Annotated in this window: 21 protein-coding genes; 4 read left to right on the top strand and 17 right to left on the bottom strand. The window is 50.5% G+C overall.

Annotation, left to right across the window (positions count from 1 at the left end; all coding sequences use genetic code 11):
- The first annotated feature begins 137 nt into the window (after positions 1-137).
- On the top strand, positions 138-1,232 hold the full coding sequence (locus D2E26_RS00590; protein ID WP_125962779.1) for an iron-containing alcohol dehydrogenase family protein: 1,095 nt from the start codon (positions 138-140) through the stop codon (positions 1,230-1,232).
- 63 nt (positions 1,233-1,295) lie between these two features.
- On the opposite strand, the gene D2E26_RS00585 is transcribed toward D2E26_RS00590, so the two are convergent.
- Entirely contained in the window at positions 1,296-2,198 is a 903-nt protein-coding gene (locus D2E26_RS00585; protein WP_125963342.1) for a polyprenol monophosphomannose synthase, read from the bottom strand.
- Between the two features lie 185 nt (positions 2,199-2,383).
- Here D2E26_RS00585 and D2E26_RS00580 point away from each other — a divergent pair, with 185 nt between their 5' ends.
- Entirely contained in the window at positions 2,384-3,532 is a 1,149-nt protein-coding gene (locus tag D2E26_RS00580) for a quinone-dependent dihydroorotate dehydrogenase (protein WP_125962778.1), read from the top strand.
- 222 nt (positions 3,533-3,754) lie between these two features.
- Here the strand turns inward: D2E26_RS00580 and D2E26_RS00575 are convergent, their stop codons facing one another.
- The 14 genes from D2E26_RS00575 to D2E26_RS00515 form a co-directional block, all read right to left on the bottom strand.
- The gene (locus tag D2E26_RS00575; RefSeq protein ID WP_241218849.1) at positions 3,755-4,828 is read right to left on the bottom strand and encodes an NADH:flavin oxidoreductase/NADH oxidase; all 1,074 of its coding nucleotides are present in this window, start codon (positions 4,826-4,828) and stop codon (positions 3,755-3,757) included.
- A gap of 357 nt (positions 4,829-5,185) precedes the next feature.
- Positions 5,186-7,402 carry a transglycosylase domain-containing protein gene (locus D2E26_RS00570; RefSeq protein WP_125962776.1) on the bottom strand — a complete coding sequence of 739 codons (2,217 nt, stop codon included), beginning with the start codon at positions 7,400-7,402 and terminating at the stop codon, positions 5,186-5,188.
- Positions 7,403-7,756: 354 nt separating this feature from the next.
- Complete coding sequence (locus D2E26_RS00565) at positions 7,757-8,539, bottom strand: Crp/Fnr family transcriptional regulator (RefSeq protein WP_125962775.1); 783 nt, start codon at positions 8,537-8,539, stop codon at positions 7,757-7,759.
- A gap of 114 nt (positions 8,540-8,653) precedes the next feature.
- Positions 8,654-9,895, bottom strand: coding sequence for a lipoate--protein ligase family protein (locus D2E26_RS00560; protein ID WP_125962774.1), 1,242 nt, complete (start codon positions 9,893-9,895; stop codon positions 8,654-8,656).
- Between the two features lie 449 nt (positions 9,896-10,344).
- Complete coding sequence (locus D2E26_RS00555; protein WP_420897194.1) at positions 10,345-10,581, bottom strand: TM2 domain-containing protein; 237 nt, start codon at positions 10,579-10,581, stop codon at positions 10,345-10,347.
- Positions 10,582-10,623: 42 nt separating this feature from the next.
- Positions 10,624-11,232 (bottom strand): hypothetical protein, encoded by a 609-nt coding sequence (locus D2E26_RS07540; RefSeq protein WP_241218807.1) that lies wholly within the window; start codon positions 11,230-11,232, stop codon positions 10,624-10,626.
- 255 nt (positions 11,233-11,487) lie between these two features.
- Entirely contained in the window at positions 11,488-11,640 is a 153-nt protein-coding gene (locus D2E26_RS07445; RefSeq protein ID WP_164515809.1) for a hypothetical protein, read from the bottom strand.
- 216 nt (positions 11,641-11,856) lie between these two features.
- Entirely contained in the window at positions 11,857-12,918 is a 1,062-nt protein-coding gene (locus tag D2E26_RS00545) for a 3-isopropylmalate dehydrogenase (RefSeq protein WP_125962772.1), read from the bottom strand.
- A 147-nt stretch (positions 12,919-13,065) separates the two neighbouring features.
- Entirely contained in the window at positions 13,066-15,573 is a 2,508-nt protein-coding gene (locus tag D2E26_RS00540; RefSeq protein ID WP_125962771.1) for a S9 family peptidase, read from the bottom strand.
- A 95-nt stretch (positions 15,574-15,668) separates the two neighbouring features.
- Positions 15,669-16,865 carry an App1 family protein gene (locus D2E26_RS00535; protein ID WP_420897193.1) on the bottom strand — a complete coding sequence of 399 codons (1,197 nt, stop codon included), beginning with the start codon at positions 16,863-16,865 and terminating at the stop codon, positions 15,669-15,671.
- Between the two features lie 156 nt (positions 16,866-17,021).
- Complete coding sequence (gcvH, locus tag D2E26_RS00530) at positions 17,022-17,447, bottom strand: glycine cleavage system protein GcvH (protein ID WP_125962770.1); 426 nt, start codon at positions 17,445-17,447, stop codon at positions 17,022-17,024.
- A 160-nt stretch (positions 17,448-17,607) separates the two neighbouring features.
- Positions 17,608-18,639, bottom strand: a complete 1,032-nt coding sequence (gene nudC / locus D2E26_RS00525; RefSeq protein WP_125962769.1) for an NAD(+) diphosphatase — start codon at positions 18,637-18,639, stop codon at positions 17,608-17,610.
- 95 nt (positions 18,640-18,734) lie between these two features.
- A complete protein-coding gene (locus D2E26_RS00520) occupies positions 18,735-19,586 on the bottom strand; it encodes an alpha/beta fold hydrolase (protein ID WP_125962768.1) in 852 nt (283 codons plus the stop codon).
- 50 nt (positions 19,587-19,636) lie between these two features.
- Positions 19,637-20,278: a DUF4916 domain-containing protein gene (locus tag D2E26_RS00515; protein ID WP_125962767.1), complete on the bottom strand. Its 642-nt coding sequence runs from the start codon at positions 20,276-20,278 to the stop codon at positions 19,637-19,639.
- Between the two features lie 335 nt (positions 20,279-20,613).
- Here D2E26_RS00515 and trxA point away from each other — a divergent pair, with 335 nt between their 5' ends.
- Together trxA and D2E26_RS00505 are read left to right on the top strand one after the other, a co-directional pair.
- A complete protein-coding gene (gene trxA / locus D2E26_RS00510; protein WP_125962766.1) occupies positions 20,614-20,982 on the top strand; it encodes a thioredoxin in 369 nt (122 codons plus the stop codon).
- Positions 20,983-21,428: 446 nt separating this feature from the next.
- On the top strand, positions 21,429-22,442 hold the full coding sequence (locus D2E26_RS00505; protein WP_125962765.1) for an aggregation-promoting factor C-terminal-like domain-containing protein: 1,014 nt from the start codon (positions 21,429-21,431) through the stop codon (positions 22,440-22,442).
- A 196-nt stretch (positions 22,443-22,638) separates the two neighbouring features.
- Here the strand turns inward: D2E26_RS00505 and D2E26_RS00500 are convergent, their stop codons facing one another.
- Positions 22,639-23,814, bottom strand: a complete 1,176-nt coding sequence (locus D2E26_RS00500) for an acyltransferase family protein (RefSeq protein ID WP_125962764.1) — start codon at positions 23,812-23,814, stop codon at positions 22,639-22,641.
- Between the two features lie 351 nt (positions 23,815-24,165).
- Positions 24,166-25,587 carry a tyrosine-protein kinase domain-containing protein gene (locus D2E26_RS00495; RefSeq protein WP_125962763.1) on the bottom strand — a complete coding sequence of 474 codons (1,422 nt, stop codon included), beginning with the start codon at positions 25,585-25,587 and terminating at the stop codon, positions 24,166-24,168.
- Between the last annotated feature and the right edge of the window lie 149 nt (positions 25,588-25,736).

The raw sequence follows: 25,736 nt of genomic DNA, 5'->3' as shown, positions 1-25,736 counted from the left end.
GTCTCTTCTCAATGCGTTGTGCAGCACAAGTGCATTACGGAAGCATACCGAAACGAATATGCTCCATCAAAACCGCCTGTTCTGCAACATGCTATTGCCCCTACACCATCACTAAACGCGAATGGAAGTGAGAGCTTATGACGAGTAACGTACTACCTTCTGATGTGCGTCCAGGACCAAATCGTTATGTGAGTGAAGCCGGTGCCGCACTGCGCGTTACTCATTATCTTGAAGACTATGTGCGTCCAATTATTGTGACTGGTATTAAATCAGCACAAGCCTTTTTGGACTACACGGGTGCTGACGATTTCTTTGCACCAACATTGCGCTATGACGGATCTGCAACGGTACGCAATGCACAAGAGCTTGTTGAAGAAGCACATAAATATAATCCAGATGTCATTGTGGCTATTGGCGCTGGCAAGCTTAGCGATACGGCTAAGAATATGGCCGAAATTATGAATCTGCCACTTGTTATTGTGGCCACACTGTGCTCGTCTTGCGCAGCATTCTCTGCTTGCTCAGTCAACTATGACGATCAGCATCGCTATGTTGGCACTCCTATGCATAAGTCCAATAGCGCTTTGCTGCTTGTGGATCCAGCACTTATTGCTGAAGCTCCTGTGGAAAGCATGGTCGGTGGCATTGGCGATACGATTGCCAAATTCTACGAAAGCGATCCTGTGTTTGAGATCAAGGCCGCGCATGAAGGTTTAACTGCGTTTGATCGTCTTTCTGCACATGGTGCCAAGCTCCTGCGCGACACCTTGCTGGAATGCAGTGAACCTGCTCTTTCCGATTTGCGCGATGGCCAAACCAAAACAAGCTCCGTCAAAATGCTAATTGATACGAATCTGGGCCTTGCTGGCATTGTGGGCGGCTTTGGTGGTGCTGCTGCACGACAGTCAGGTGCACATGCCGTTCATAACGCATTAACGCAGCTGCCAGGCTCTGCTGCTTCTATGCATGGCGAAAAAGTTGCTTATGGTGTGCTGTTGCAATTGCTCGTAGAAGGTAAGCGCGAAGAGGCTTTGAAACTGCTGCCGTTCTATAACTCGGTTGGCTTGCCACATAGGATGGCACAAATGGGTCTGCGATATACGCCAGAAAATGCGCAGATTGTTGCAGCCCATGCCACGCGTGAAGGTTCCGGCTTCTATAACGCCGTACCTGACTTAACTGCCGAGCGCATTATTCAAGCTATGGCCGAGCTCGAAGAGCTCAGCCTCTGAACACTACAAGTTCATAGCAACTAGCACTACATGAGTTAGTGCTACTTACATCAGCTAGCACAATTAGCGCTTATTGCGCTTGAACCTACGCTGCAATCCCCAACGAGTGACTCGACTCATGGCTTCTCGAACAATGGCACCATCCATTTTCGAGTGGCCTCGAGTCCTCTCGGGGAATGTAATTGGCACTTCTTTAACAATTGCGCCAGCTTCGATTACGCGACGTGTCATATCAATTTGGAACACGTAACCGTTCGCTTCGATTGACGATAAATCAATCCTTCGTAAAACAGACGCGCGATAAGCACGGAAGCCGCTCGTCATATCACGAATATCCAAGCCCAGCATAACGCGAGAATAGAGCGAGCCAGCGCGCGAAATAGCGTCGCGATACCAAGGCCAGTCTTCTGTACGGCCGCCGGGAACTCGACGCGAACCAAGTACAACATCAACTTCAGGATGTCGCTCAAGCTCACCCAAAATGCGACGCAAATCAGCAGGACGATGCGAACCATCCATATCCATTTCGCAAATTACATCGTAATGGTGAGCGAGCGCCCAGCTAAAGCCCTGCACATAAGCCGAGCCCAAACCCTGCTTGGCCTTGCGATGCAATACATGCAGATGCGAACCATTCGTGCACTGATTAACACGATGTGCGCGAGCTACTTCTTCAGTACTGACCGAAGCGTCAGACGAGGCGAACACTGGAGCGCCCTGCTCGTCAACGAAGCACTCGAGACCAGTTGCAGGTGCTGCACCAGACAGCGGCGAATTCGTTTTTGCAAGCACGCGCATGCCAGGCACACCCGTACGGGCTGCGATAACGCGAGAAATAACATCAGCTGCATGACCCGTACCATCAGGCGACGAATCGTCGACAATAAGCACATCAATGCCGGGATTGCGAGCGAATAATTCAGAAAGCGTGGGCTCAAGATTTTCACGTTCGTTATACGTTGGCATCACCACACATACACGACCTAGACTCACTGGCTTCACCCCGCTCTCGTCGGTCTCATTACGACCGTACTCAACGTTTCCGCACTTTACTCTACCCACAGGCAGTGCAAAATTGCTGATATCTGTGTGAAAAGCGCCAGCGAAAATGCTATATCGTTCATTTCAGATTCGTGGCACAATGGTCAAGTATGAGCTATGTTTCCGAGAATTCGTTGCACGACGCAGTTAATAAGGCGACAACAGACCTCGTCACTTTTGCTTATAAGCATGTAGTTAAACCACACTTCGTGTTTAATCACACGCCAGATGTGGCACATGACCAAATGATCCGCTTCTGTGACGTAACTGCGAAGATTTCACCACTAATGTGGCTTTTGCGTTCTACGCTGAATTACACCGATCCTGTGCTGGAGACCAATGTTATGGGCGTTGATTTTGCCAACCCATTCGGTCTTTCAGCAGGCCTCGATAAGAACTGCGATATGCCAGTTCTACTCGATAACGCTGGCTTCGGTTTTGAGACGATTGGTTCCACCACGTCGCGTCCTTGCGCCGGCAATGCTCGCCCTTGGTTCCATCGTCTGCCGGAATACGATTCGATGATGGTGCACGTTGGCCTTGCCAACGACGGTTCCGACGTTGTTATTGAGCGTGCTGAAGAAGCTTGGCATAACGCCCACTCAATGCAGACTTCGATTTCTATTGCGCGCACAAACGATAACCTCGTTGGCGATCTCCAGGAAGGTATTGAAGATTACTGCATTTCTATGCAGCGCGCTGCTGGTCGTTCGGCAATGATTGAGGTCAATATCTCTTGTCCAAACACCACGGCTGGCGAACCATTTACAGCTTCGCTTGATGCGCTTGATGATCTGTTCACGGCGCTGGATGGTATTGAGCGTCCTCAGCCAGTGCTCGTCAAGATGCCGTTGAATAAGACGTGGCCTGAGTTCCGCGATCTGGTGCAGGTACTCAGCGAGCACAATGTGCAGGGTCTGACGATTGCCAACCTGCAGAAGGATCGTACGGGCATGGATATTCCATCGACGTGGCTTGGCGGCCTTTCCGGCTCCCCTTGCTATGCCGCAGGTAATGAACTGATTAAGAAGGTCTACCGTGAATTCGGCGATCGCTTTGCTATTGCTGGCGTCGGCGGCGTCTTCACGCCTGAGCAGGCATACGCCAAGATCCGCGCTGGCTCCAGCCTTGTGATGTTCATTAGTGCACTGATGTATCGCGGTCCTCAAACGATTAGCGTGCTCAAGCGCGGTCTCGCCGAACTGCTGAAGCGCGATGGCTTCGATAGCGTTGAGCAGGCCGTCGGCCTCGATGCCTGAATAACCAAACAAATTCATTTCAATTGGCTTTAGCTCATTTTGCTTGGCTTTAGCCCGCTAACCAAACAATACAAAAGTTGCGTTGCCGAAACACTACCCTTTCGACAACGCAACTCTTTTTTGTGGCTTTTCTGCCGCAGTTCCAAGCTACTCCTGTACTGGGAATACCAAGTTATTCCTTCACGAGGAATGCTGGACTATTCCTGTACTAGAAATGCCAAGTCATTCCTTCACCTTGAACGCACCGCGCACATACTGTGGTGGATACGGCGTCTGCTCAGTTGGCACACCAAGCTTTGCATAAGCGCGCAGTGGCCACGATGGATCGCGCAATGCCGCGCGACCGATTTCCACAGCATCAGCCATATGCTCCTTAAGCACGTGTTCCGCCTGCTTTGGCTTCGTAATCAAGCCGACGGCCGTTGTAGGAATATTCGCGCCACGACGTACCTCATCAGCGAATCGCACCTGGTACAGCTTCTTGACTGGGATCGTCACGCCGTCAATAATGCCGCCCGTTGAAACGTCGATCAGGTCCACACCATGAGCCTTAAGCGCGCTAGCCAGCTCTACGGTCTGTGCAATATCCCAGCCACCTTCTGCCCAATCGGTTGCTGAAACGCGCACAATCAGCGGCATATCCTCACGAATAACACCACGCACTTCATCAACAATTTCCAGCAGAATACGCATACGACCGGCAAGGTTGCCACCGTATTCATCCTGACGCAGGTTCGTCAGCGGATCCAGGAATTCCGACAGCAGGTAACCGTGTGCTGCATGAATTTCGACGGCATCAAAGCCCGCTGTCATCGCTCGCCACGCTGCATCACGGAACTTGTGTACAATCTCATGAATTTCATCGACGCTCAGTTCGCGCGGCTCACGCAGCTTGCCGTACGCCAGTGCGCTCGGCGCGACCGTCTGCCATCCGCCCTCCTCGAGCGGCACGCTCTGTCCCTCGTATCCGAGCGAGAAACAGCCCGTAGAACCCTTACGTCCCGCGTGGTTCAGCTGAATTGCTGCTGCCGCACCTTGATTTTTGATTCCACGCGCAATCCATTCCCATGTGTCAATTTGGCTGTCTTCCCATAAACCAACATCACATGGAGAAATACGACCTTCTGGTGTGACTGCTGTGGATTCCACAATAACCATGCCGAAGCCACCAGAAGCGCGGCTCACATAGTGCTGGTAATGGAAGTCCGTTGGACGGCCATCATGAGCCAATGCTGAATACGTATCCATTGGCGGCAACCAGATACGGTTACGCATCGTTAAGCCTCTGAGTCGCATTGGTCGACATAGACGTGGAAGACGGGAATCATCTTGAGAATTCTGAGCCGAGAACGCACCCAACTGCTGTTCTGACTGCTGAATCGTCGAAACAGGACGAGCATGCTTTGCCATAGTTCCTCCTTACCGCTGCACCAACTGTGTGCTGCTGTTCTGAGCACCATCTTGGTCAAGAAAGTCAAACGTTTGCTGGGAACTGTGAAATTCTTGAGACAACAATTACGGAACGTACATGGAAGTCTGCTGCCCTACTGAAAAGCGGCAGAACAACGAAAAATGCCGCTGATCTGGTGACCAGCGGCATTCATAATGCTGCACGCCCGAACTCGAGCCGGACTCAGAACGAATCAGCGGAACTTAGCGCTGCTGCTGATTGTTCTGGTTGTTCTGACCGTTCTGGTTATTCGCCGGTGCAGGACCTGACGAACCCATGTACTTCGCGGCCGGCTGTCCGTAGTTCGAATCGACCTGAATATTCTTCTTATCCAAGTAGCTGTTCGTGAACTTGGCGTATGCAGGAGCGGCGATCGTACCACCATCCCAGTAGCTGTGGTACTGGCCGTTGATGGCGATGTTAGCGATGCGGTTGTTGTTTGGATCCTGAACGTCACCAATCAGAACGAACGTTGCGATCTCGTGAGGCGTGAAGCCACCCGTCGTCACATACGTATCCTCGTTCGTACCGGTCTTCAGGAACGACTTACGACCGTTAGCCAACTTACCGAACTGACCTGCGCCATCAGGACGCTCAACGCCCTGGTTCATCGCGTAAGCAAGCGTCTGAATAATGTCCTTGTCAACAGCCTGGTGGCAGTTAGCACTTGGGACCTTGAGCTTGTCGCCGTCAGCGGTTTCAACCTGCTTCAGAGCGATTGGCGAGCAAGCGACGCCGTCAGCTGCATAGGTTGCGTAGACCGAAGCCATCGTCAGTGGCGAGACAGAAGTGGTACCACCGATGAGCAGCGCTGGGTGCATCGAAACGTCGGAGTAGACGTCTTCCTGACCCATGATGGCGTTGTGGTAACCCACAGCCTTTGCTGCGTCAGCCACTGCGCACAGACCGATCTTCGAACCCATCGAAGCCATCGTCGTGTTGTGCGAGCGGACCAGACCTAGGAATGGGCTTTCTGGGCTCACGGTGCCGTTCGTCAAAGCGTTCGTCACGTGCCAGTTATCGGTACCACCCGTGTAGCCGTTGCAGCTAAACAGGCTCGTCTGGAAGTTCGTTGGGTTGATCAGGTTCTCGTTAATCGAGCGGCCCTGCTGCATCCAAGCGATCAAGTTAATTGGCTTCCAACTCGAACCGATTGGGAAGCCGCGACCGCCGCCGTCGACCTGGTCAACAGCGTAGTTCATAGAAGCACGCGTTGGATCAGTTGCTGCACGCTCGGTTGCGTCGTACGTACGGTTCATGCCGAAGCCCAGCACCTCACCCGTGCCTGGCTTCACCGATGCCATAACGATCTCCATGCCCGATGGATCGTTTGCAGGAATCGTCTCATTAGCCGTCTGCATCATGAGCTGGTTTGCGTCAATATCAAGAGTCGTGACGATCTTAAGACCACCCTCTTGCAGCAGGCGCTGGCGTTCTTCCTTCGTCTTACCGAACTCTGGAGAGTTCTCGATCTTGTGGACCACGTAGTCGCAGAAGAAGCCTGCGTCGTAGTTTGCAGCCATGCAGCCACGGGACACGTCCTGAACGTGGAGCGTCTCAGCGATTGGCTGCTTGACAGCATCCTCATACTGCTCTTGCGTGATGAAGCCTTGTTCCTTCATCTGCTTGAGCGTCATGTTGCGCTGCTTCTCAGCTTCTGGCTGGTTCTCAGGAATCGAAGGATCGTACTTCGAAGGGTTCTTCGTAACCATTGCAATGGTTGCGGCCTGAACTGGCGTGAGCTTGTCAGCAGTCGTGTTGAAGTAGCGTTCTGCTGCTGCCTGTACGCCGTACAAACTGTTGCTACCGAACTGTGCAATGTTCAGGTAGCCCTGCAGAATCTCCTGCTTCGTGTACTTCTGCTCCATCTGCATCGAGATGAGCATCTCACGCATCTTACGAGCAATAGTGTCTTCAGTGGCGTGGTATTCGCCAATAGGATCGCCATTTTCGCGAGCCTTAGTTGCGAGCACATTCTTGACGTACTGCTGCGTAAGCGAAGAGCCGCCCTGCTGATCGCCCTGGTTCACGTACGTCTGCACAAATGCACGCATAACACCCTGCACATCAACGCCAGAGTGCTCGAAGAATCGACGATCCTCACGAGCCACAACGGCCTGCTGCATAGGCGTAGAAATTTGCTTCAGCGGCACAACTTCACGGTTTTGTGCATAAAAATCTGCAATAACGGTCTTGCCGTCGTTTGCATACATAGTCGACTTCTGAGGCAGAGTCGTTACATCAAAGTCAATGCCTTCGATCTCCATGGAAGGCGTTACGGACTTCACCACATTGTTCGCTGCAATCACCGATGGCAGGAACATTAAGCTCGTGACCACTCCTCCAGCTACACACAGAGTCACGAAAGCAAGTACCAGCGCAAGAGCGCGCTTGGCAGTTATAGGTTTCCTTTTGGGCATAGGCTCCATTCTATGATGCAGCCCTTATATCGCAAGAGTGTCGTGAACTACTTATGCCAAACCTACGCATAAATGGCACAGTTGCGCGGAATTTCAAGCAATCTGTGCATCTTGCGTTGTTAAAAATCTGTATAAATTTGTACGAATCATGCTAGGAGCGCACTTTTAGGTCCAAGAACGAATATCAAATTCTGGACAGCGCGCACAAACCATTCACAAAATATCGATGTGGATTGGGGTTTCAAAGCAGAGTTGCGAAAAGACTAGAAGTTGAAGGCGCTGACCAGAGCTACAAGCTGAGAATACAAAAGGGTTACGTGCCATAGAACTGGCTCGTAACCCTGATTTCGTCTCTTAGCGCTTTGATCTACGAATCAATGCACCTGGCTGATAAATAATGATAGTTCGACCTTGACGAGCAATCCATCCACGATTCGTGAAATCGGTCAATGCTTTATTTACGGTCTCACGCGAAGATCCAACAAGCTGTGCCATCTCTTCCTGCGTCAGATCGTGAGGAACTTCTAAACCGGCCTCTACTGGGCGACCGAACCTTGAAGCTAAATCAAGTAACGTCTTTGCTAAACGGCCTGGCACATCAGTGAACACAAGATCGGCGATACGTTCATTATTGGAACGCATACGGTTGGCCAAAACCTGCAGCATATCCACGGCTACGCGTGGATACTCATCGAGCCATGCAAACAAATCATCATGTTCGACCCACAGCACACTCGTTCCATTGACCATGGCAACGGCTGTTGCGGTACGCGGACCACCTTCAGGATCGAATACTGGGATCTCTCCTAGCAGCTCACCACGAGCCTGAATACTCAGCAGCTGAATACGATCGTCATGCGAAGCACGAGTAAGTTTGACACGTCCTTCTTCGATCAGATACATGCGATGATCAGTGTCTCCCTCATGGAAGATCACATCGCCTTTATCTACAACTACGCGATGCATGAGCGGCAACAGTTTGCGTGCCTGATTGGAATTGACGCGACGGAACAGTGCCGTGCGCAAAACTAAACTCTCAAGCTCATCAGATGGCTCTGTTATGTGCTCAACCGTGCCATGACCGACACTCGTAGCCTCTGGGGTCTCGTCATTGAGTCCCTGTGCAACGTGGTCCATGGTTCTCCTCAGATTCTTAGGTATTTCTTGAGCTCTGCTGTACGCGCTCTATCATAAACCAGACCGCCCAAACATAGGGCTTTATTTTACGATATATGCGCTTTTCAACTCGTGCTACCGTTCAGAATCAGGCTGTGAGAAGGCCCACAATTCTGCGGTTTTAGCGAGCACATCCACTACTGCTTCGCGACTTAGAGAAATCTGGCCCACAATTGGGTCTACGCGCCTACGAGCTGAATGCACACCTTTATCCATCATTTTGATAATTGATGTCTGAAGCACTTCGCTCATAAGGTCAGCATCGATCGAGTATGCCATCGTCGTATGATGAAGCAGTACTCCATGCTGAACAGAAGATGAGCTTTGTGGATACTTACGTTCTGCTGCCCCACCGATTTTGCCATGTGGCGAGGCAATATCGTTGAGCCCCGTAAAACCAACAGTTAAGCCGATCTGGCGTAATGCTGCTACTGCGAAAGCATCACACAAGTTGAACGTTTGGTCTGCAGTCAACGACTCCGACCATGACAACGGTGTTACGAGTGAATAGGTAATAGTGCGCTGCGGTTCAATAACCATGGCACCCCCACCTGTTGCGCGTCGCACAATAGTGAATCCATGATCTCGAGCAGCTTGTTCATTTACTTCACTAGCAATGTTTTGGTACTTACCAACAACGATTGTTGGCTCTTTCCATTGCCAAAAACGCAGGCGCGGGCGGCCGTCTGCTGCAGTTAATGCAACTTGCTGCTCATCCATTTGCATTTCGTCAACACCTGCACGCGGCGTATCAATAAAGATCTCGAGCCTGAGTTTTCCTAGCTCTCGCCATTTTGCTCGAATTACTGATTCACTCATCGAACTCGATAAATCATTGCTAATTGGCAGCGATGTATATGCTTGGCCAGATTCGTCGTAGTCCAAGTCCAATGCCATAACAATGGCTTCTACGAATGCATGCGCAATTGTTGTTTCGTCTACGCCAATAATCTGCGGATAATCCACATTATGCAGTATTGGTGCAATTGTCTGAGCTGCCTGTTGTTCAAGGCGTTGCTGGTCGAACTGCTGCTGTGCAAATTGGTGCTGATCTAATTGTTGGTCAGACAGCTGGTCGGACTGCTGGTCAGACAGTTGGTCAGACGGCTGATCTAACGGCTGCTGGCTGCATTGTTGCTGCGCTACTGGAACTAGTTGCGCAAGAGCCTGCTCTGCAAGGCGAATCGAGTTATGGTCTGGTGAATCAGGCTCGCGATCAAGGAAATAGTCACCATCAATGTGGACGTGATCATGCTCATCGATGCGCACGCGCACCATTTTGCCGCCCACTTGTTTCGCTTCTGCTTGTCCTTGCATGCCCCGGATTCTAACTCGAAACACATAATGCTCGTAGCAAGACCAACGCTGCCACACTGCTACGGAGCTAAATTCCGTATCAGTGAATACCTCAACGCACAAACCGTTGGAATTCCGCCATTCTTAAGAACTGCGAACACACGAGTGCCATTCTCAAACGCAATATCAGTGTGCCAGTTCTTCGAGACCACCGTTTTTTACACACCCAACTGCGCAACCAATTGTGAATAAGTGTTTTAAGCACTCAAGCACCACAACCAGTTTTGGCTAAATTCCAACGATCTGTCAGTTTGAGAGAGCTTCTCAAACACACTCTTTCACAATTGCCAATCGAGTTGAGTGTGTAAGTCCCTCCTATCAGACAATAAGTTATGCAAAATCCTCTTGTCAGGTAATAAAAAAGCTCGGAAAGGCTGTATACCTCTCCGAGCTATTAAGTATGGAAACTACTAATCCAACAGTTCTACGCCCTTACCATCACGATGCAGTGGATCGCCCTGATTCGAGCACAGAATCATAATGCCCTCAATAAGGCCCCACAGTGCTGCGGCGATTGGACCCAGACCGAATGCAATCCAACCGATCAGCGTCAGCAGCAGCTGTGCCACTGCCTTGCCTGTGTAACCGAGGTAGAAGTTAGCAACACCAAAGCCACCCAAGAAGATATCAAGCAGACCTGCGGCAATCTTGTTGCGTGGGCTGTAACCTGCTGGCAGCGTCTCACCGGTTTACGAATACACGTAGTTTGGCTGGCCGTACTGCTGAGAGTATGCCTGCTGCTGTGCATAGATCTGCTGCTCATACGTTGGCTGGCCATAACCTGCTGCAGGCTGTTCGTAGCCAGCTGCTGGCTGCTCATAACCAGCGTTTGGCTGAGCATAACCCTGAGGAGCGTAGCCTGGCTGTGCGTAACCTGTCTGTGCGTAGCCTTGCTGAGCATTGTTTGGCTGAGCGTAGCCATTCTCCTGCTGAGCATAGCCGTTTGGCTGAGCGTAACCTGGCTGTGCATAACCCTGCTGAGCATTGTTTGGCTGAGCATAACCATTGGCTGGCTGCTCCGTGTATGCAGGCATCGTCTGTGGAGCAGGCTGTGCTGGAGCCGTCTGAGCTGCTGGCTGCTCGTATGGGTTGGCATAGCCGTTTGCAGCAGGCGCTTCGTTCACAGGCGCATTATTCACAGGAGCAGTATTCATTGGAGCTGCGTTCACAGGTGTGGCTGGCGTCTCAACTGCTGGAGTCTCTGCCACTGGAGTCTCGGTTGCTGGAGCCTCATTCACTGGGGCGGCATTCTGATCCGACGCCGTTGTTGGATTGAAATCGTTATTTGCGTTAGTCATGGGAATCCACTTTCTCTCGAAACCGATTGCACATGCTACTCTTCGTCACCCCAAGGTTGTTGCGAGCGCATTGTGAATGACATTCTAGGGGTACCCCCTCTATGCCCGTCAATGTGTTTCGTTTCAAACAAAAATCGGTTGCGTGTACTTAGCATACACGCAACCGATTTATTCGCATAGCATTCACTCTTGTTTTGAGAGTGATCGCAAGCAGCTCATACTGCTTACGGACGTATGCAAGCCGATTTGCCGATCTCAGGCCACGTAGGTTGGGCCGTACTCGCTTGGCACGTGCGTCGTAGCGATGTATGGGCCAGCAGCGCCTGCTGCGTAGTCCTGAACACCGTTGGAGCAGTGCAGGTAGTTTGGATCGAATGCATCAGCAAAGTAGTTCTTGCAGTCACACATAGTGCACCTCGTTTTCCTTGGGTCTAGAGATTTCCAAGACCTCTGTACGCTGTTCACTGTACAGGCGAGCCACGAACAGCTGACTGATGGTGAACAGACGTTAACATTTTCTACTCATCTCAGTGTCGGTTTTGTTCCTATAGTTTTCCTGCAAGTTTCCTCAGAAGCTTCTTCAGAAATATCGCTGGTTCAACAGCTACGCCTACGCAGGCACTGTCACAGTCGTGCCAGAATATCGCGGCCAACCTCATCGGTAGAACGCTGCGTAGAACCGAGCTCTGCAATATCAGCTTCCACAGCAGCATCAATACGATCAGCTTGCTCATCAAAGCCCAGATGACGAAGCAGCATTGCAGCCGAAAGAATTGCAGCTGTTGGATTAGCAATATTCTTGCCTGCAATATCTGGTGCCGAACCATGAATTGGCTCGAACATCGATGGATACTCATCCTTGGCATTAATGCATCCCGAAGCCGAGTAGCCGACGCCACCCACAACAGCACCTGCTTCGTCGGTCAGAATATCGCCGAACAGGTTGTCCGTCAGGATCACGTCAAAGCGCTGTGGATCAGAAACAAGGTAAATAGTTGCTGCGTCAATATGGCAGTAATCGTGTGTTACCTCTGGATACTCCTGAGCGACTCGATCAACAATACGCTGCCACATATCGCCAGCATTGACGAGTACGTTCTTCTTATGCACGAGCGTCACATGCTTGCGACGCTTCATAGCCAGATCGAATGCGTAGCGTACGACTCGTTCAGCACCGTATGCCGTGTTAATCGACACCTCGGTTGCTACCTCTTCAGGTGTATCGCGGCGCACCGCACCACCGGAACCGCAATACAAACCCTCAGTACCCTCACGCACAACGACGAAGTCAATTTCACCCGGGTTCGCCAGCGGACTGGTTACACCCTTATAGAGCTTCGAAGGACGCAGATTCACGTACTGATCAAGCTCAAAACGCAGCCTCAGCAGCAGACCACGTTCAAGAATGCCAGCCTTAATACGAGGATCTCCCACCGCACCAAGCAGAATCGCATCGGTCTGCTTAATTGCTGCAAGATCTTCTTCAGGCAGGATCTGACCGTCACGCAAATAGCGCTCGGCTCCTAAATCAAAGTTTTCGTAGGTAAATGACGCAGCATCACCTGCGGCCTTTTCCAAGGCCTGCTGAGCCCATGGCGTGACTTCCTTGCCAATGCCATCGCCCGGAATAACGGCCACTGTGTACTGCTGTTTCTCTGATGCAGTCGAAGTAGATGAATGTGTCATAGGGGTGAGCGTACACGTGCTATCCACATGAAAAGATGCCCCTGCTCAAGAAATGGAACGCATGGCCCGAACCTCTCATATCGTGGACCATGCGTTCCGTTGACTAGCCGCTATTTTCGGCTATTTTTCGCCTTTTTGAGGACTGCGCTACTTGGTAATGCCCATTGCATCAAGGCACCAAGCATTCTCGAAGCAGACCTCTTCCCACTGCTTATATCGACCAGACTTACCGCCGTGACCTGCGACGACCTCAATCTTCATAATTGCGTCAACGCCCGCAGCCTGCAGTCGCGCTACCCACTTCAGTGGTTCGGCAACCATGACTCGCGAATCGTTCATCGACGTCGTAATAAACATGTGCGGATACTTCTTGACGAGCTCACTCCGTGCACTCTTCTTGCCAGCCGTACCGTCCGCAACAGCATCTTCAGGACCTGGTGCATTCTCGTATGGCGAGTACGACTTCATATAGCGGTAGACCTCAGCATCATGCAATGGGTCTCCCCACTCGTCCCACTCAGTCACGGTCAATGGCAGCGACGGATCGAGAATCGACGTCAGAGCATCCACAAATGGCACATCCGCTTCGATGCCTGCGTACCGTTCAGGAGCCATATTGGCAATCGCGCCCATCAGCAGACCGCCTGCCGAACCACCGTTTGCCACGGTTCGAGATGCATCGGCAAGACCGGTATCTTCGAGTGCTGCCGTCACATCCACAAAGTCTTCGAACGTGTGCTTCTTATTGAGCAAACGGCCCTGTTCGTACCATGCGCGGCCCATTTCGCCGCCGCCACGCACATGTGGTACTGCATACAGCACTCCGCGATCCAGCAGGCTCAGTCGCGAGACTGAGAACGTTGGATCCGAGCTGATTTCGTAAGCGCCATAACCAATGATGAACATTGGGCTGTTCGGCTTCAGCATGCCCTTGCGCCACACGAGCGACACCGGCACGCGCTCACCGTCACGTACGCTCACCCACGCACGCGCCTCGGCATAGTCATGTGCATCGAAGCCGCCGAGTACGTTCGCTCTCTTGAGCAGCACGTCACGGCCCGTAGCCACGTCCAGTTCGTGCAGCTCGCCCGGCCTTGTGTAGGAGCCGAACGAGTAACGAATGCGCGGCGCTTGGTAATTCGGGTTGCCGCCCGCGCCCACTGAGTACAGACGTTGCGTGGTAACGTCCAATTTTTCGCTGATTTCTGCCATTGCAGGCGTGGCAGTCATATCGTCGCATTCGTCGTTTTCGAGCGTAGGAGGCACTACCTCGCGGAATCGCCATGGACGACCTGCTAAGAAGTCTTCTGCGGCATCAGCCTTCGTGCACACAGCCAGATGAGGCACGCCAGATTCGCGATACGACAATGCCACATACCAACGGTGCAGCGAAATACCTTCAATACCAAGGCCGCGAGCGCCCTGCAAAATCTCAGGGTTGCCTGGTGCATACCATGGCGTGCTAATTGGCTTGACTGAAGCGCCAGCTTCTACCTCGTCGCCACGTTCGCAGCCATATGGCGAACCTTCTACAACGCGTACACCTTCGCCGAGCGTGTATGGCGGCTTGTGCTTACGCATATCAATAACGTCAATTTCGAAGTTTGGATTATTGGCGTTGTGGTAGACGATAGCCAGTGGAATGTCTTCGCGCACACCGTTTTCGTCAGGTTCGCCTGCCTGCTCGAAGTATGCGAAGCTGGCATCGTATTCCACGTTCTGCTGACGTGGAATGAAGACCTCGAACTCTCCTGTTGGATTATCAACAGAGAGCGTGAGTACTTCAGTTGAGGTCTTAGAGCCTGTGCCAATAACAATGCGTCGCTCGTCGAATGACATGCCAACGCCGCACCAGAAGCGTTCATCAGTTTCGCGGAACACTTCCACGTCGTTACTAATATCGGTGCCCACTTTGTGGCGCTTAACCAAATAAGGTCGCATAGCGTCATCAAGTTCGGTGTAGAACACCCATTGCGCATCTGGCGTTAAGCAAGCACCTGCAATACCTGGGATCAGATCGGGAAGGTCACGCTGCGTTGCATCGGTCTGCCACAAGTCGCGAATGCGATAATCATATTTCTCTGCACCCGTCGTATCGATGCCGTACAGCATGAAGCGACCGTCGCGGCTCAAATCAAGGCCGCCGAGACGGAAGAAATCGTAGCCCTCAGCTTCAGCGTTCATATCGAACACAATCTGCTCACCTTCAAGCGAGCCGGGAGCGGACTGAGCGTCAATAACTGGAGCATCCCAGTCGTCTGCACCGTGAATTGGCAGACGGCACTGCACGGCGTACTGCTTACCCTCTTGCGTACGTGTGAAATACCAGTAGCCATCCATGCGCGTTGGCACGGTCATATCGGTTTCTTGCACATGCGAGCGGAATTCTTCAAACAGCGTGGTACGCAACGACTTCAGGTGAGCCGTACGTGCATCACAGTATGCGTTTTCAGCGGCTACGAATTCCTTAACCTCTGGCGAATCTTTGTGACGCATCCAGGCATAGTCGTCCATAAAGGTGTCGCCGTGGAATGTACGAGGCTCAGGATGGCGCGCTGCCACTGGCGGCGTCACCGATGCCGTGGCAGAAGCAGTTGCAGCGGTTGGATTCGAAGCTGCAACTGGCTGAGAAGAATTGGCTGCATTTTCACTCATGCCGGCGATTATATTACGGTTTGCGGGTTCGCGGCGCGAATTACTCCGCGTGAGTCATAACATTTCGCGAGTGTCGTGCAGCTACAGCAACCACATCAGTCCGCAAACTGCTGCAAATATGGCAGCATCGTCTTCATCAGATTGGCACCCGTAGTACCTGTAAACACTGGCACTTCAGTATCTGGAATTGGCTGAGTCACAGCCATGCCACGTCGCATTGCTACTGGCAGACCACCAGAGGCTTCACGCACCGAAAGCTGACGAATACCAATAGCCAGCACACGACCTGGGTAACGGCGTGCAATTGTGGCATAGGTTGTTGGATCCTGCTGGCCATCGTCACCCAGCAGAATGAAGCGCATCTGTGGGAAATCATCCATAAGCTGGTCCACATATTCAAGCTTGTGATTCACGCCAGAAGGCACGAAGGTCTTTGGCCGTGGATCCAGATCACGCAGCAGCATTGGACCATCTGGGAAGCCGTAATCGGTAATAAAGCCGCGAATCTGGCTTTCTACATTCCAAGGCGAAGTAGATAAATAGAAGAATGGCGCTTGTGGGAACATGCGCTGCAACTTGTTATACATAACTGCCATGCCCGGCACACTTGCACGCTTGCGCGGATTCGAGAGCAGCATGTTATAGGCCGCGCGCCAAATCGTTGGCACCTGCGTGACCATAATCGTGTCATCAACATCAGAAATGATGCCGACTGGGCAATGCTCACTAATCGTAAACAGCTCAGCACTAACTGGCGCACGATGTGGCACATGGCACTTCATCGTATGAATACCAGGCGTCAGCGGATGCTCAGCAAGCAGATCTAAATAGCCTGCTTGATCAGAAATGGCGTAATCCGAAGTGCGAGCGCGCTGGGGATCATTGCGTTCAAAGCGCTCGATTTCACCAATTTGCACGGTACGCAATGGCGTGCCATCAATATCAATGCGCACGCACTCATAAGGTGCTGCAACATCAAGCATGGCTCGAATACCACGCACTGGCTTATGCGGATTCACATGGCGCGGTGCAAACACCGTACGGCAAATCAGTCGCGAGAACTGCTCAGTGCCATAGCCAACATAAGGCTTCACGCTTGGATACCAGCCCATCTGATGAGCGTAGCTCGTGGAAATGCGCGTCCAAATGCCAAATGCCTTGGTTAGGAATTTAATAATTGGCTTTTTAAATCGGCTAATGCCAATTCGATTGCGCAAATGCGCAGGGATTGAACGGTATTTGCTCGTCTGCGCAATTAGTTCACGCGCCGTAGCAACGGAAACAGTAGGCAGCGCTACTGCAGGGGCTTTCCCCTTTTGATCATGACCTCGATGCTTTTTCTCATGTTGCCATGCGCGATCGAGGATTTGCTGATCGTTATCAGTAGCGCTCTGCTTCACTAAATAATCCCGTCTTTGTGCAGCTTTCACTGCTTCCCTGTAGGCTGCTCAGTTCTTTGCTTCGTTAGCCTTGTTCTCCTTGGCCACCAGTGCAGCGTACTGCTCAGCAGTCAGCAGATCAGGCTGATCATCATCGTCAAGTTCAACCTTAACAATCCAGCCCTCACCATAAGGATCATCGGCCAATGCATCCACATCGTCTTCGAGTGGAGCGTTGACATACTTCACAGTGCCAGCAACTGGGCTCGTGAATGGCTGCACAATCTTTGCCGATTCCAGCGTGAACAGCTCATCACCAGCATTCACATGCGTGCCAACCTCTGGCAGATCAACGAATGCGAGCTTACCGAGCAAATACAGTGCATGCTCAGTCACACCCATAACCACAGGATCAGCTTCATCATTGACCCACACGTGCTCATCGGAATACTGCAACTCTTCAGGAATATCGAATTGTGTGTTCTGCTCCGCCATCGTTGCCCTTTCTATGTCTACGGTAAAGCTGCATTGAGCGCAGGTGCTCAAACACTTTCGTCGTACCTATAGGGGGATTATAGCGGCCAAGCATGGGGCGAAGCAGAAATTAGTCAACCGTAAAACTCAGCAAATTCAAAGAAACGTGGTGCAGGGACGTTCACTCCACTGTATGACCAAGCCACTGCTCAATCATGACGCGAGCGATGGCGGCCTTCACAGGAGGTTCCATACGGCCCGTAACAAGCGCGCGCATGTACTCCTCACGCGTCACCCACTCAGCTGCAACCGTCTCAACGTTGTCAACGTGAATATCAGTCGTCTTGGCAACGGCCTTGAACGCCATCATCAGCGAACCCGGGAACGGCCAAGGCTGCGAGCCCAAATACTTGACCTCGCCAATTTCAATACCCGTTTCCTCAAACGCCTCACGACGAGCCGCGTGCTCCAAGTTCTCGCCGGCCTCAACGAAACCAGCAGAAACCGAGTACAGCAGAGGGTTCGACCAAGCCGCGTTGTGCTGCACCAGCAGACGGTCGTCCTGATCAACGATGGCTGTAATCACTGCTGGCTCCACGCGTGGGAACAACTCGCGACCGTCGTCAGCATTCGTGCAGCGCTGAGCCCATCCCGCATGTGCAGGAACCGTTGGCGCACCGCAAGCTGGGCAGTAGTGCTGACGATCATGCCAGTTTGCCAAGCTCAGTGCTGTCGTCGCCTGACCGATTTCACGTGAAGAAGCGTGTGGCACGAACGAACGTAAGTCCATCCACGTCAGCTGAGCACACGCGCGCAGCAGCATTGTGACTGCTTCAACGGAATACTGTGCTTCCTGAGACTCCTTGAGTTCCTGAGCCAAGCCCTCAAGTCCCGTTAAATTCAGTGCAATAACGCGCTCGGCCTGCTCTCCCTTGCCGTACGCACCCAAATACATGGCCGCAATTGGCAGCGCCTGTACGGCCGCCGAAACGTAGCTGCCCGGCAGCGTTGCGAGACGCGTGTGCGGACTGCGCTGTGCGTCACGAGGCACGGCCAGCAGACCGTTACGTACCAGAATGACGTGCGTGTGTGGTTCCTGCAGCAGCTGTGCGATCAGACCCGGCTCATTACGGCGCTCAATTTCGTACGAAATGTCACCTTGAGCAAGCGGCAGGAACGGCAGGGTTTGGGTAAATGCCAGTGGAGAAAACATCAAGTGCCTCTATATTTTTCTTATTTCTGCAGTGGTTGAGTAGCAGTCCTATCCCCGACTGCTTCACCGTGCTGTTGAACGCAACGAACTTAAAATCAGGCCTGCACGCGGCGCACAAGTGCGAGCAGTGCATCGGCCACATCTTCTGGATGCTCCCAAGCGCTGAAGTGACCGCAGTCATCAATGGACGTGAATACGACTTCACTGTTGCGCATCTGCTCAGCAATTGGCTTCATAACAGCTGGAGCGCTTGAAGGATCCTGCTCACCACAAATCACTGCTGAAGGAGCCGTGATCTGCTCGAACACATCGTTCAGGTCTGGACGGCCTGCAGCCATGCGTTCACGCCAAGCAATGCCTTCTGGAGCCTGCTGCTCAATCCACTCCGTGAACTGTGCAATATAGGCTTCGGACTGCTTAATCGACGAATCCTTTGGGCTCTTGTCAACAAAGAACATCACAGGTTCGGTTGTGTTGTTCTGCTCGCATTCGTTCGCAATAACCAGGCGGTTTGCACGAGAAGCTGGCTTATCGGCGTCACCCTTTGTATCGAGCAGAGCCAAACCAGCCACTGCTTCTGGGTGCCTGCGCTGAATGTCGAGCACCAAGTAGCCGCCCATCGAGAGGCCTGCCCAAATAGCCTGCTTATAGCCGGCCTTGTGCAGCATCTCTACGTAAGCGTCGGCCATTACGTCGAGTGCCTGCTCGTATGCGCCGTCCTCAGCGACGTGACCAACTTCACCCAACTTAATAATTGGAGCACCGCCAGCACCTGGCATATCTGGAGTCCAGATTGGGAACTGCACCATTTCTTGAGCATCGCTGAGTTCCATCATTGCGGTGACGCAGCGGTCCCACATACGGCTATCAACTGGGAATCCGTGCACCAAAATCAGTGGCACTCCCTGACCGTCACGCTGGATATGGTTCACAATCTCGACTGGCATTGGCAACTCCTCCTGTGCTCCTATGCTCCGTACTGTTCTTTTACTGTTCTTTACAGTACGCCTGCGTACTCCAAGGCCTTCGCCACAATACGACCGTGACCATCTGGCATCTGATTAATAATTGACTGAATGTTGTCGCTTTTGACGCTCGTCCATTCCACATCAATCGTTTCGTCTCGTGCCTGGCAGTCACCAGTAATCGTCACGATGTAGCACAGGGCAATTGCATGCTGGCGCGAGTCATAGAACGAGCCACGCTCCTGCGATGGGAAGAATTCAGCGACCATAAATGGCTGCATAGAAATAGGAAGTGCCGGCAATGCCAGTGGACCGAGGTCGCGCGTTACATGACGCATAATGCAGTGGCGCAGTTCCTCGTTGTGCATAACGCGACCAGCGACCAGCGCACGCTCCACAATGGAGCCTTCATTGCTGACGCGCAGCAGTGTGCCGACTTCTTCCACACGACCCAACTGATCGGTGTGCACAGGCACAACCACTACATATGGCATTGGTGTGCGTGAACGCACGAATGCAAGTTCATAATCTTCCATCCAGCCATCTGGCTCATGGAACGAGTCTCCCGGGAAATGGCCCGAGCCAAAATCACCACCGTCGCCGCCGTCCCCTCCGCGGCCGTTTTCAGCGTCAAAATCGCCTTCGCTAGGAATTTCCCCATCTAGTACGCGCATGTTTACTCCATTCGCTCACTACTTCGTTTAACTCTCTAATGTATTCGTTTCGAGACTCGTTGTCACTCAATATTGCTGTCACTCATTAATAGTGAAACTTTCATAGGGAAACTCTGTAAGCGGCAATAGTGAAACTCTATAAGCGCCGCATCATTACATTCAGCACGATTTTTGCGTTCGAATTCCAGCATCCATCCAGCTTATTTCAAGATTCGCTCGTCATACTCGAGAGCAGAGCGCGGAACAATCCACGTACAGCATGTTTCGACCTACGTGTGCAACAGCAACACGAAACAACGTGTGAGCTACGAGTAGGTCAGAGGAATGGAGGAGTTATGGCAACTCACGAAATCACTTCCGAGAACTTTGAAGACGTTATTAAGAACAACGAGCTGGTCTTTATTGACTTCTGGGCAACTTGGTGCGGCCCATGCCGTGCATTCGGCCCTATTTTCGATAAGGCAAGCGAGAACAACGCTGATATTTACTTCGGCAAGGTCGACATCGACAAGCAGCAGGAGCTCGCAAATCAGGCTGGCATCCAGGCTGTGCCAACGCTGATGATTGCTAAGAAGGGTCACATCGTCTACCAGCAGGCAGGCGCTCTGCGCGCTCCAGATCTCGACAGCATCATCGAGCAGGCTAAGAAGCTCGACGTTGAGGCCGCTCTGTCCGAGGCTCAGCAGCAGGAGCAGCAGGCCTGAGTGACGCCTTGCTCGTAGCATTACGGGCGTTGAGTACCACTCAAAGCTACGCCTCGTAACGCTTCAAGCTGAACACTTAATACAACCGTTTGAAGAATCGTCACAATTTGTTCACGATTCTTCAGGCGGTTATTTTATTTCCCTGATTTTCTCCCGTTTTCTCGATGTCCACGAGACGCATCATCTCTTCACAAACGTGACGGTATGCCGAAGATTACTGTCGCTTGAGTTTGTATGGCACCGTTTAGGGTAAACTGTGGAGTTGGGTGCTTTTCCGGTGGTATGTTTCGCCAGGTTCTTTTATGAACTACAAGTTCATTGTTGCCTGCGTTACGTCCGGCACTCACCGCTGTTCAGCAGCAGTTTTGATTGCGCTTTTTATTTCTGTATAAAGCAGCTGAAACGGTTACACCGCCGAGGATTATTGTCTGACACCAAGGAACCTAATGACTGACCATCGCGCAGCTCACAGTCCTACTCTCAGGTCGCTGAGCAAACGTCAATGGATCAAGATTTGTGCCGGAGTGGCCGTTGTTGCAGCCGTGATTACGGGCGGTGTCGCAACCAGCAATTTCTACGTAGATCAGCATAAAGATGCAGCGCCACAGGTGACGGCTGTATCCGCTTCCGATGCACAGGCAGCTTCACGTGGAACTTCGCGTGAGGCACTTACAGGTTCTACGTCTTACGTCAAAGTCGTTATTAATGGCAAGAGCCAGAACATTTATGGCACGAACTTCACTGATGTGAAGTCGGTGCTCGATGCTGCTGATATCACGCTCGATCCTGAAGATACGGTCTCGCCATCGTTGAAGACCAAGGTCGACGAGAACACCGTTATTAAGATCGATCGTGCTGGTGCTCAGCTCGAAACTACGGATCAGAAGGTTCCTTTCAATACGATCCGTAAGGAAGATCCAAATCTTGAAGAAGGCCAAGAAAAGGTAGAGACCGAGGGCCAGGACGGTATTCTCGAGTGCTCCAACCTTGTGCAAAAGGCTGGTAACAAGGTGCTTTCTTCGTACGCCTTTACTACGAAGTTGAAGAAGGCTCCCGTTGACAAGGTTGTTCTTGTTGGCACCAAGAAGGCAAATCAGCATGCCAACAATGACAATAAGGCATCTACCCCATCCACTGATATTGGTACAACAACACCTATTGGTGAGATGCAGCAGTGGGCACATGATTATCTGCTGGCTAACGGTTACTCCGAGGCTGACTTCACGGCTACGGTTTACATCATCGGCCGCGAATCCGGTTGGTCTGTGACTGCTACGAACCCATCCTCCGGTGCATACGGCTTGCCACAGTCTTACCCAGGTAACAAGATGGCTTCCCACGGTGCCGATTGGCAGACGAATTATCAGACGCAGCTGCGCTGGTTCTGGGACTACTGCAAGGACCGTTACGGTTCCATCCAAGGTGCCTACCAGTTCTGGCTGGCCAACCACCACTACTGATTTGAATTCATCTGGCGCCACCTCTCCCCTACTCGAGAGGTGGCGTCTTTTTGTTTATCTATGGATTAGATAAATCATTCGAATGAAGGCTCAAATAATCCACTACACCTATAGCCTAAGCAATCCGAATAGACTTATTAATTAAAAAAACAGTTGCTAACTAGTAATAAATCCACTAGCTAGCAACCGACATTCATCAGGCCCTTAGTTCCTGACTCGGCTCATCAATATCCTTCGTGAGCTTCATCCACACTCTTGAACTGGCAACCATTTGAGTAGTAAACGACCATATTTTGTTTGCATACTTTCCTGGATGACGATCAAGTACGAATTTGAACAGGAAACGACGTACATAGTCGATGGCCGTACACACAACGAAAATACCTAAGACAATTCCGATAGATACTAACGGCGCCCACGAAGATACAGTTAGTTTTCCAATATCAAATTGACATGCAAGAAACATACGTATTGTCGGATACTCATGAATCAAATAAACAGCAAGCGTAGAGGCAGCAATGGAATTGACTATTTTGTTATGCCATAAATGTTTTTTATTAATTGCTATAAAGAAAATCCCAAGAGCTGCAAGAATCACAGGAAGCTTCCCACTACCAGCAAATCCAACCTGTATTTTTTCAAATAGACCTATTCCAGTAACTTTTTTAAGAATCCCTCCGCAAATTATGCAGGCAATAAGAACACTGCATCCAAAAATAGCGAGAATCCAACTTTGCCTCTCGTTTGGAACCAACCCATACCATTTTATATAAGCAACAAAGCTATACAGAATTATGAAGAAAACGAAAGAATCACCAAGCACACCAAGATATGTCAATGGCGTTAAACCGTAAATAACACCCCATGTCACAGTTAATAATAAAACAAGATAAAAATGTAGTCTCTGTCCAATCATAACTAAAGAACGAGTTACAAAAGGACAGAAAAGTAGAAAGGCAACATACGCCGTGCAATACCACCAGATTTCACCCCAAACAGGTATTACACTTTTGATAGCAAGTGAAGTCGAGAGAGAAGGGAAACTCTTCACAAAATGATGTATCAGCAAAGTCCCAGACGACAACGCAATACTATAAAAGAATAGCTGCTTTTCGAGCGTAAATATTCTTAAATAATTCTTTTTTATATTTGTCATTTTCTCATCGCATAAATACCACGCCGAAATAAGAAAGAAGATGACAACACCAATTTTACCTAATACCTGAAGGCACAGATAAAAATCCGATACAACTGGAGAAGAGAGAGAGCACACATCTGTTACATTGTGGATAACATGATGATGAGCAATTATCATCAACATCGCAATAATTCGAAGTAACTCTATATTTGAATTTCTTACTCTTGTCAACATTCCACCTATCTAAATTGGCTCAATCTATGTTTTGTCCATATAAACGTTTCACTCGGACCCGCAAATTAGTTAAGTGTTACACAATACTTTTCTATCTCAACTGAGGACACCTTTATGAGTGCCTTCTTGCTAACCAGAAGCTTTTTCTATATAGAAACTATTCGGGTTCATTCCATCATTGATAACCATTTATGAAAAGCGAACTTCGATTAAGCAGGGTGATATCCAATGTATCTAACAAAGATTCATATCAGGGCAGATGCCTGAGAACTAGGAATATTAAAGCACTCTCATCTAAGGTAGTTTTCCTTAGATGAGAGCACTTTAATAGTCTAATTCATGATCTACTCACTATCTCTTCGTACTTCCATGCTTAGGCTGGTCGTCATGATGTTGCTTACCGCGAGCATTTGAACCACCGTAGTAGTAATAGCTGCTACCGTACAGAGACTTACGTGAATCGTCCTTAATACAGTTGAATACAAAGCCAGTAACTTCAACATTAAGATTTTTAACGAGCTGAGCTGTTTCTGCAAGCTGCTTTTTCAATGTTAAACCGCGACGAGAGACCAAAACTAATCCACCACCCTGCTTTGCGAACAACGCAGCATCGCTGGCAACTACCATAGGCGTAGTATCCACAATCACATAATCATACTGGTGCAAAGCCTGAGCGATAAGTTCTGTCATAAGTGGGGAGTTAAGTAATTGGCCAGCATTCGGCGGCTTTGGTCCAGCAGGCATAACATGCAGATTAGGCTTCCAATACGGTTGCACTACATCCCTAACCGATGCCTGATCAGAAAGCACGTGTGCAAGACCAGCAGAACCATCAATATCAAGCTTCTTTGCCACTGAAGGATGACGAAGATCCGCATCAATAAGCAAAACCTTTGCACCATTTTCAGCGAGAGCTGTTGCTATATTCACTGCCGTTGTGGTCTTGCCTTCATTGGCACCAACGGCAGAGACCACAATTAAGCGCGAATTTGTGCCAGACACCGGTGCGATAAAGGACAGATTCATACATATTCGGCGGTATTCCTCAGCCTCTGGACTGCTAGGAGCATTGATAATAACGGAGGTGTTACCAGCAATATCATCAGTCTCTGGAATACGACCAAGAACTGGTGCACTAATATAATCAGACAATTCTGTCTCATCTTGAATCTCGCGCGAGAATAGATGCTTTATAAGAGCAGCGAGCACACCAACTACCAAGCCACCAATAACGCCAATCGCAAGTACCATGGCACTCTTTGGTGAAGTTGGTTTCGAGGGGGCAGAAGCCGGCTGAACCATAGTTATCTTTATAGGAGATTGCTGTTCATGCATATACAACGATGTTTGCACTACGGTTTGGAAAGATTCTGCTACTGTATTCGCTATATCAGCTGCCTGCTGTGCAGAATTCGACGTTGCCGTAATATTAATAAAAGAAGTACCATCAGGATTTACTGCAGTAACTGAGTTCAGCATTGACGTCGGGATACCGAGCTTCTGTGCAGCAGGGTCAAGAACAAGCGTAGTTTTAATTAATGATGGGAACGACTTAATCTGCGTGCTAATGTAAGAAGATGCCGTGCTCAAGCTTGTATAGTTATCTGGCGCAATCGAAGCATCACCGTATGTAGCATATGTTTGTGATGTAGCTGAATACACTGGTTTCGATGTAACTAGGTATACACATGAGATACCAAATACAACGATAAAACTAATAATCATCGTAATAATGTGCTTACCAATAATGCGAAAAATGTCCATTGCAGACATACTCGCACCCTGATTGCCATCCAAATTCTCAGATGAGAGTATTTCTCGTACTTGTTCCACGCCGTTCCCTCATTTTATTTACGAATTTACTAAGCAGATAAAAGTTTACATTAGGCATTCCCTGTTTACATAGGAATAACCCTGAATTA

Source organism: Bifidobacterium dolichotidis (genome assembly GCF_003951975.1).
Lineage (GTDB): Bacteria > Actinomycetota > Actinomycetes > Actinomycetales > Bifidobacteriaceae > Bifidobacterium > Bifidobacterium dolichotidis.
The sequence above is the reverse complement of the archived record's forward strand: the minus strand, read 5'-3'. Positions and strand labels throughout refer to the sequence as shown.

Bases quoted from the DNA above. Each gene is read 5' to 3' on its own strand.
- nudC (WP_125962769.1), bottom strand. From the start codon at position 18,639: ATGTTTTCTCCACTGGCATTTACCCAAACCCTGCCGTTCCTGCCGCTT.
- gcvH (WP_125962770.1), bottom strand. From the start codon at position 17,447: ATGGCGGAGCAGAACACACAATTCGATATTCCTGAAGAGTTGCAGTAT.
- D2E26_RS00585 (WP_125963342.1), bottom strand. From the start codon at position 2,198: ATGCCAACGTATAACGAACGTGAAAATCTTGAGCCCACGCTTTCTGAA.
- D2E26_RS00515 (WP_125962767.1), bottom strand. From the start codon at position 20,278: ATGCGCGTACTAGATGGGGAAATTCCTAGCGAAGGCGATTTTGACGCT.
- D2E26_RS00545 (WP_125962772.1), bottom strand. From the start codon at position 12,918: ATGACACATTCATCTACTTCGACTGCATCAGAGAAACAGCAGTACACA.
- D2E26_RS00495 (WP_125962763.1), bottom strand. From the start codon at position 25,587: ATGTCTGCAATGGACATTTTTCGCATTATTGGTAAGCACATTATTACG.
- D2E26_RS00590 (WP_125962779.1), top strand. From the start codon at position 138: ATGACGAGTAACGTACTACCTTCTGATGTGCGTCCAGGACCAAATCGT.
- D2E26_RS07445 (WP_164515809.1), bottom strand. From the start codon at position 11,640: ATGTGTGACTGCAAGAACTACTTTGCTGATGCATTCGATCCAAACTAC.
- D2E26_RS00580 (WP_125962778.1), top strand. From the start codon at position 2,384: ATGAGCTATGTTTCCGAGAATTCGTTGCACGACGCAGTTAATAAGGCG.
- D2E26_RS00505 (WP_125962765.1), top strand. From the start codon at position 21,429: ATGACTGACCATCGCGCAGCTCACAGTCCTACTCTCAGGTCGCTGAGC.
- D2E26_RS07540 (WP_241218807.1), bottom strand. From the start codon at position 11,232: ATGACTAACGCAAATAACGATTTCAATCCAACAACGGCGTCGGATCAG.
- D2E26_RS00565 (WP_125962775.1), bottom strand. From the start codon at position 8,539: ATGGACCACGTTGCACAGGGACTCAATGACGAGACCCCAGAGGCTACG.
- D2E26_RS00540 (WP_125962771.1), bottom strand. From the start codon at position 15,573: ATGAGTGAAAATGCAGCCAATTCTTCTCAGCCAGTTGCAGCTTCGAAT.
- D2E26_RS00560 (WP_125962774.1), bottom strand. From the start codon at position 9,895: ATGCAAGGACAAGCAGAAGCGAAACAAGTGGGCGGCAAAATGGTGCGC.
- D2E26_RS00520 (WP_125962768.1), bottom strand. From the start codon at position 19,586: ATGCCAGTCGAGATTGTGAACCATATCCAGCGTGACGGTCAGGGAGTG.
- D2E26_RS00575 (WP_241218849.1), bottom strand. From the start codon at position 4,828: ATGCGACTCAGAGGCTTAACGATGCGTAACCGTATCTGGTTGCCGCCA.
- trxA (WP_125962766.1), top strand. From the start codon at position 20,614: ATGGCAACTCACGAAATCACTTCCGAGAACTTTGAAGACGTTATTAAG.
- D2E26_RS00500 (WP_125962764.1), bottom strand. From the start codon at position 23,814: ATGTTGACAAGAGTAAGAAATTCAAATATAGAGTTACTTCGAATTATT.
- D2E26_RS00570 (WP_125962776.1), bottom strand. From the start codon at position 7,402: ATGCCCAAAAGGAAACCTATAACTGCCAAGCGCGCTCTTGCGCTGGTA.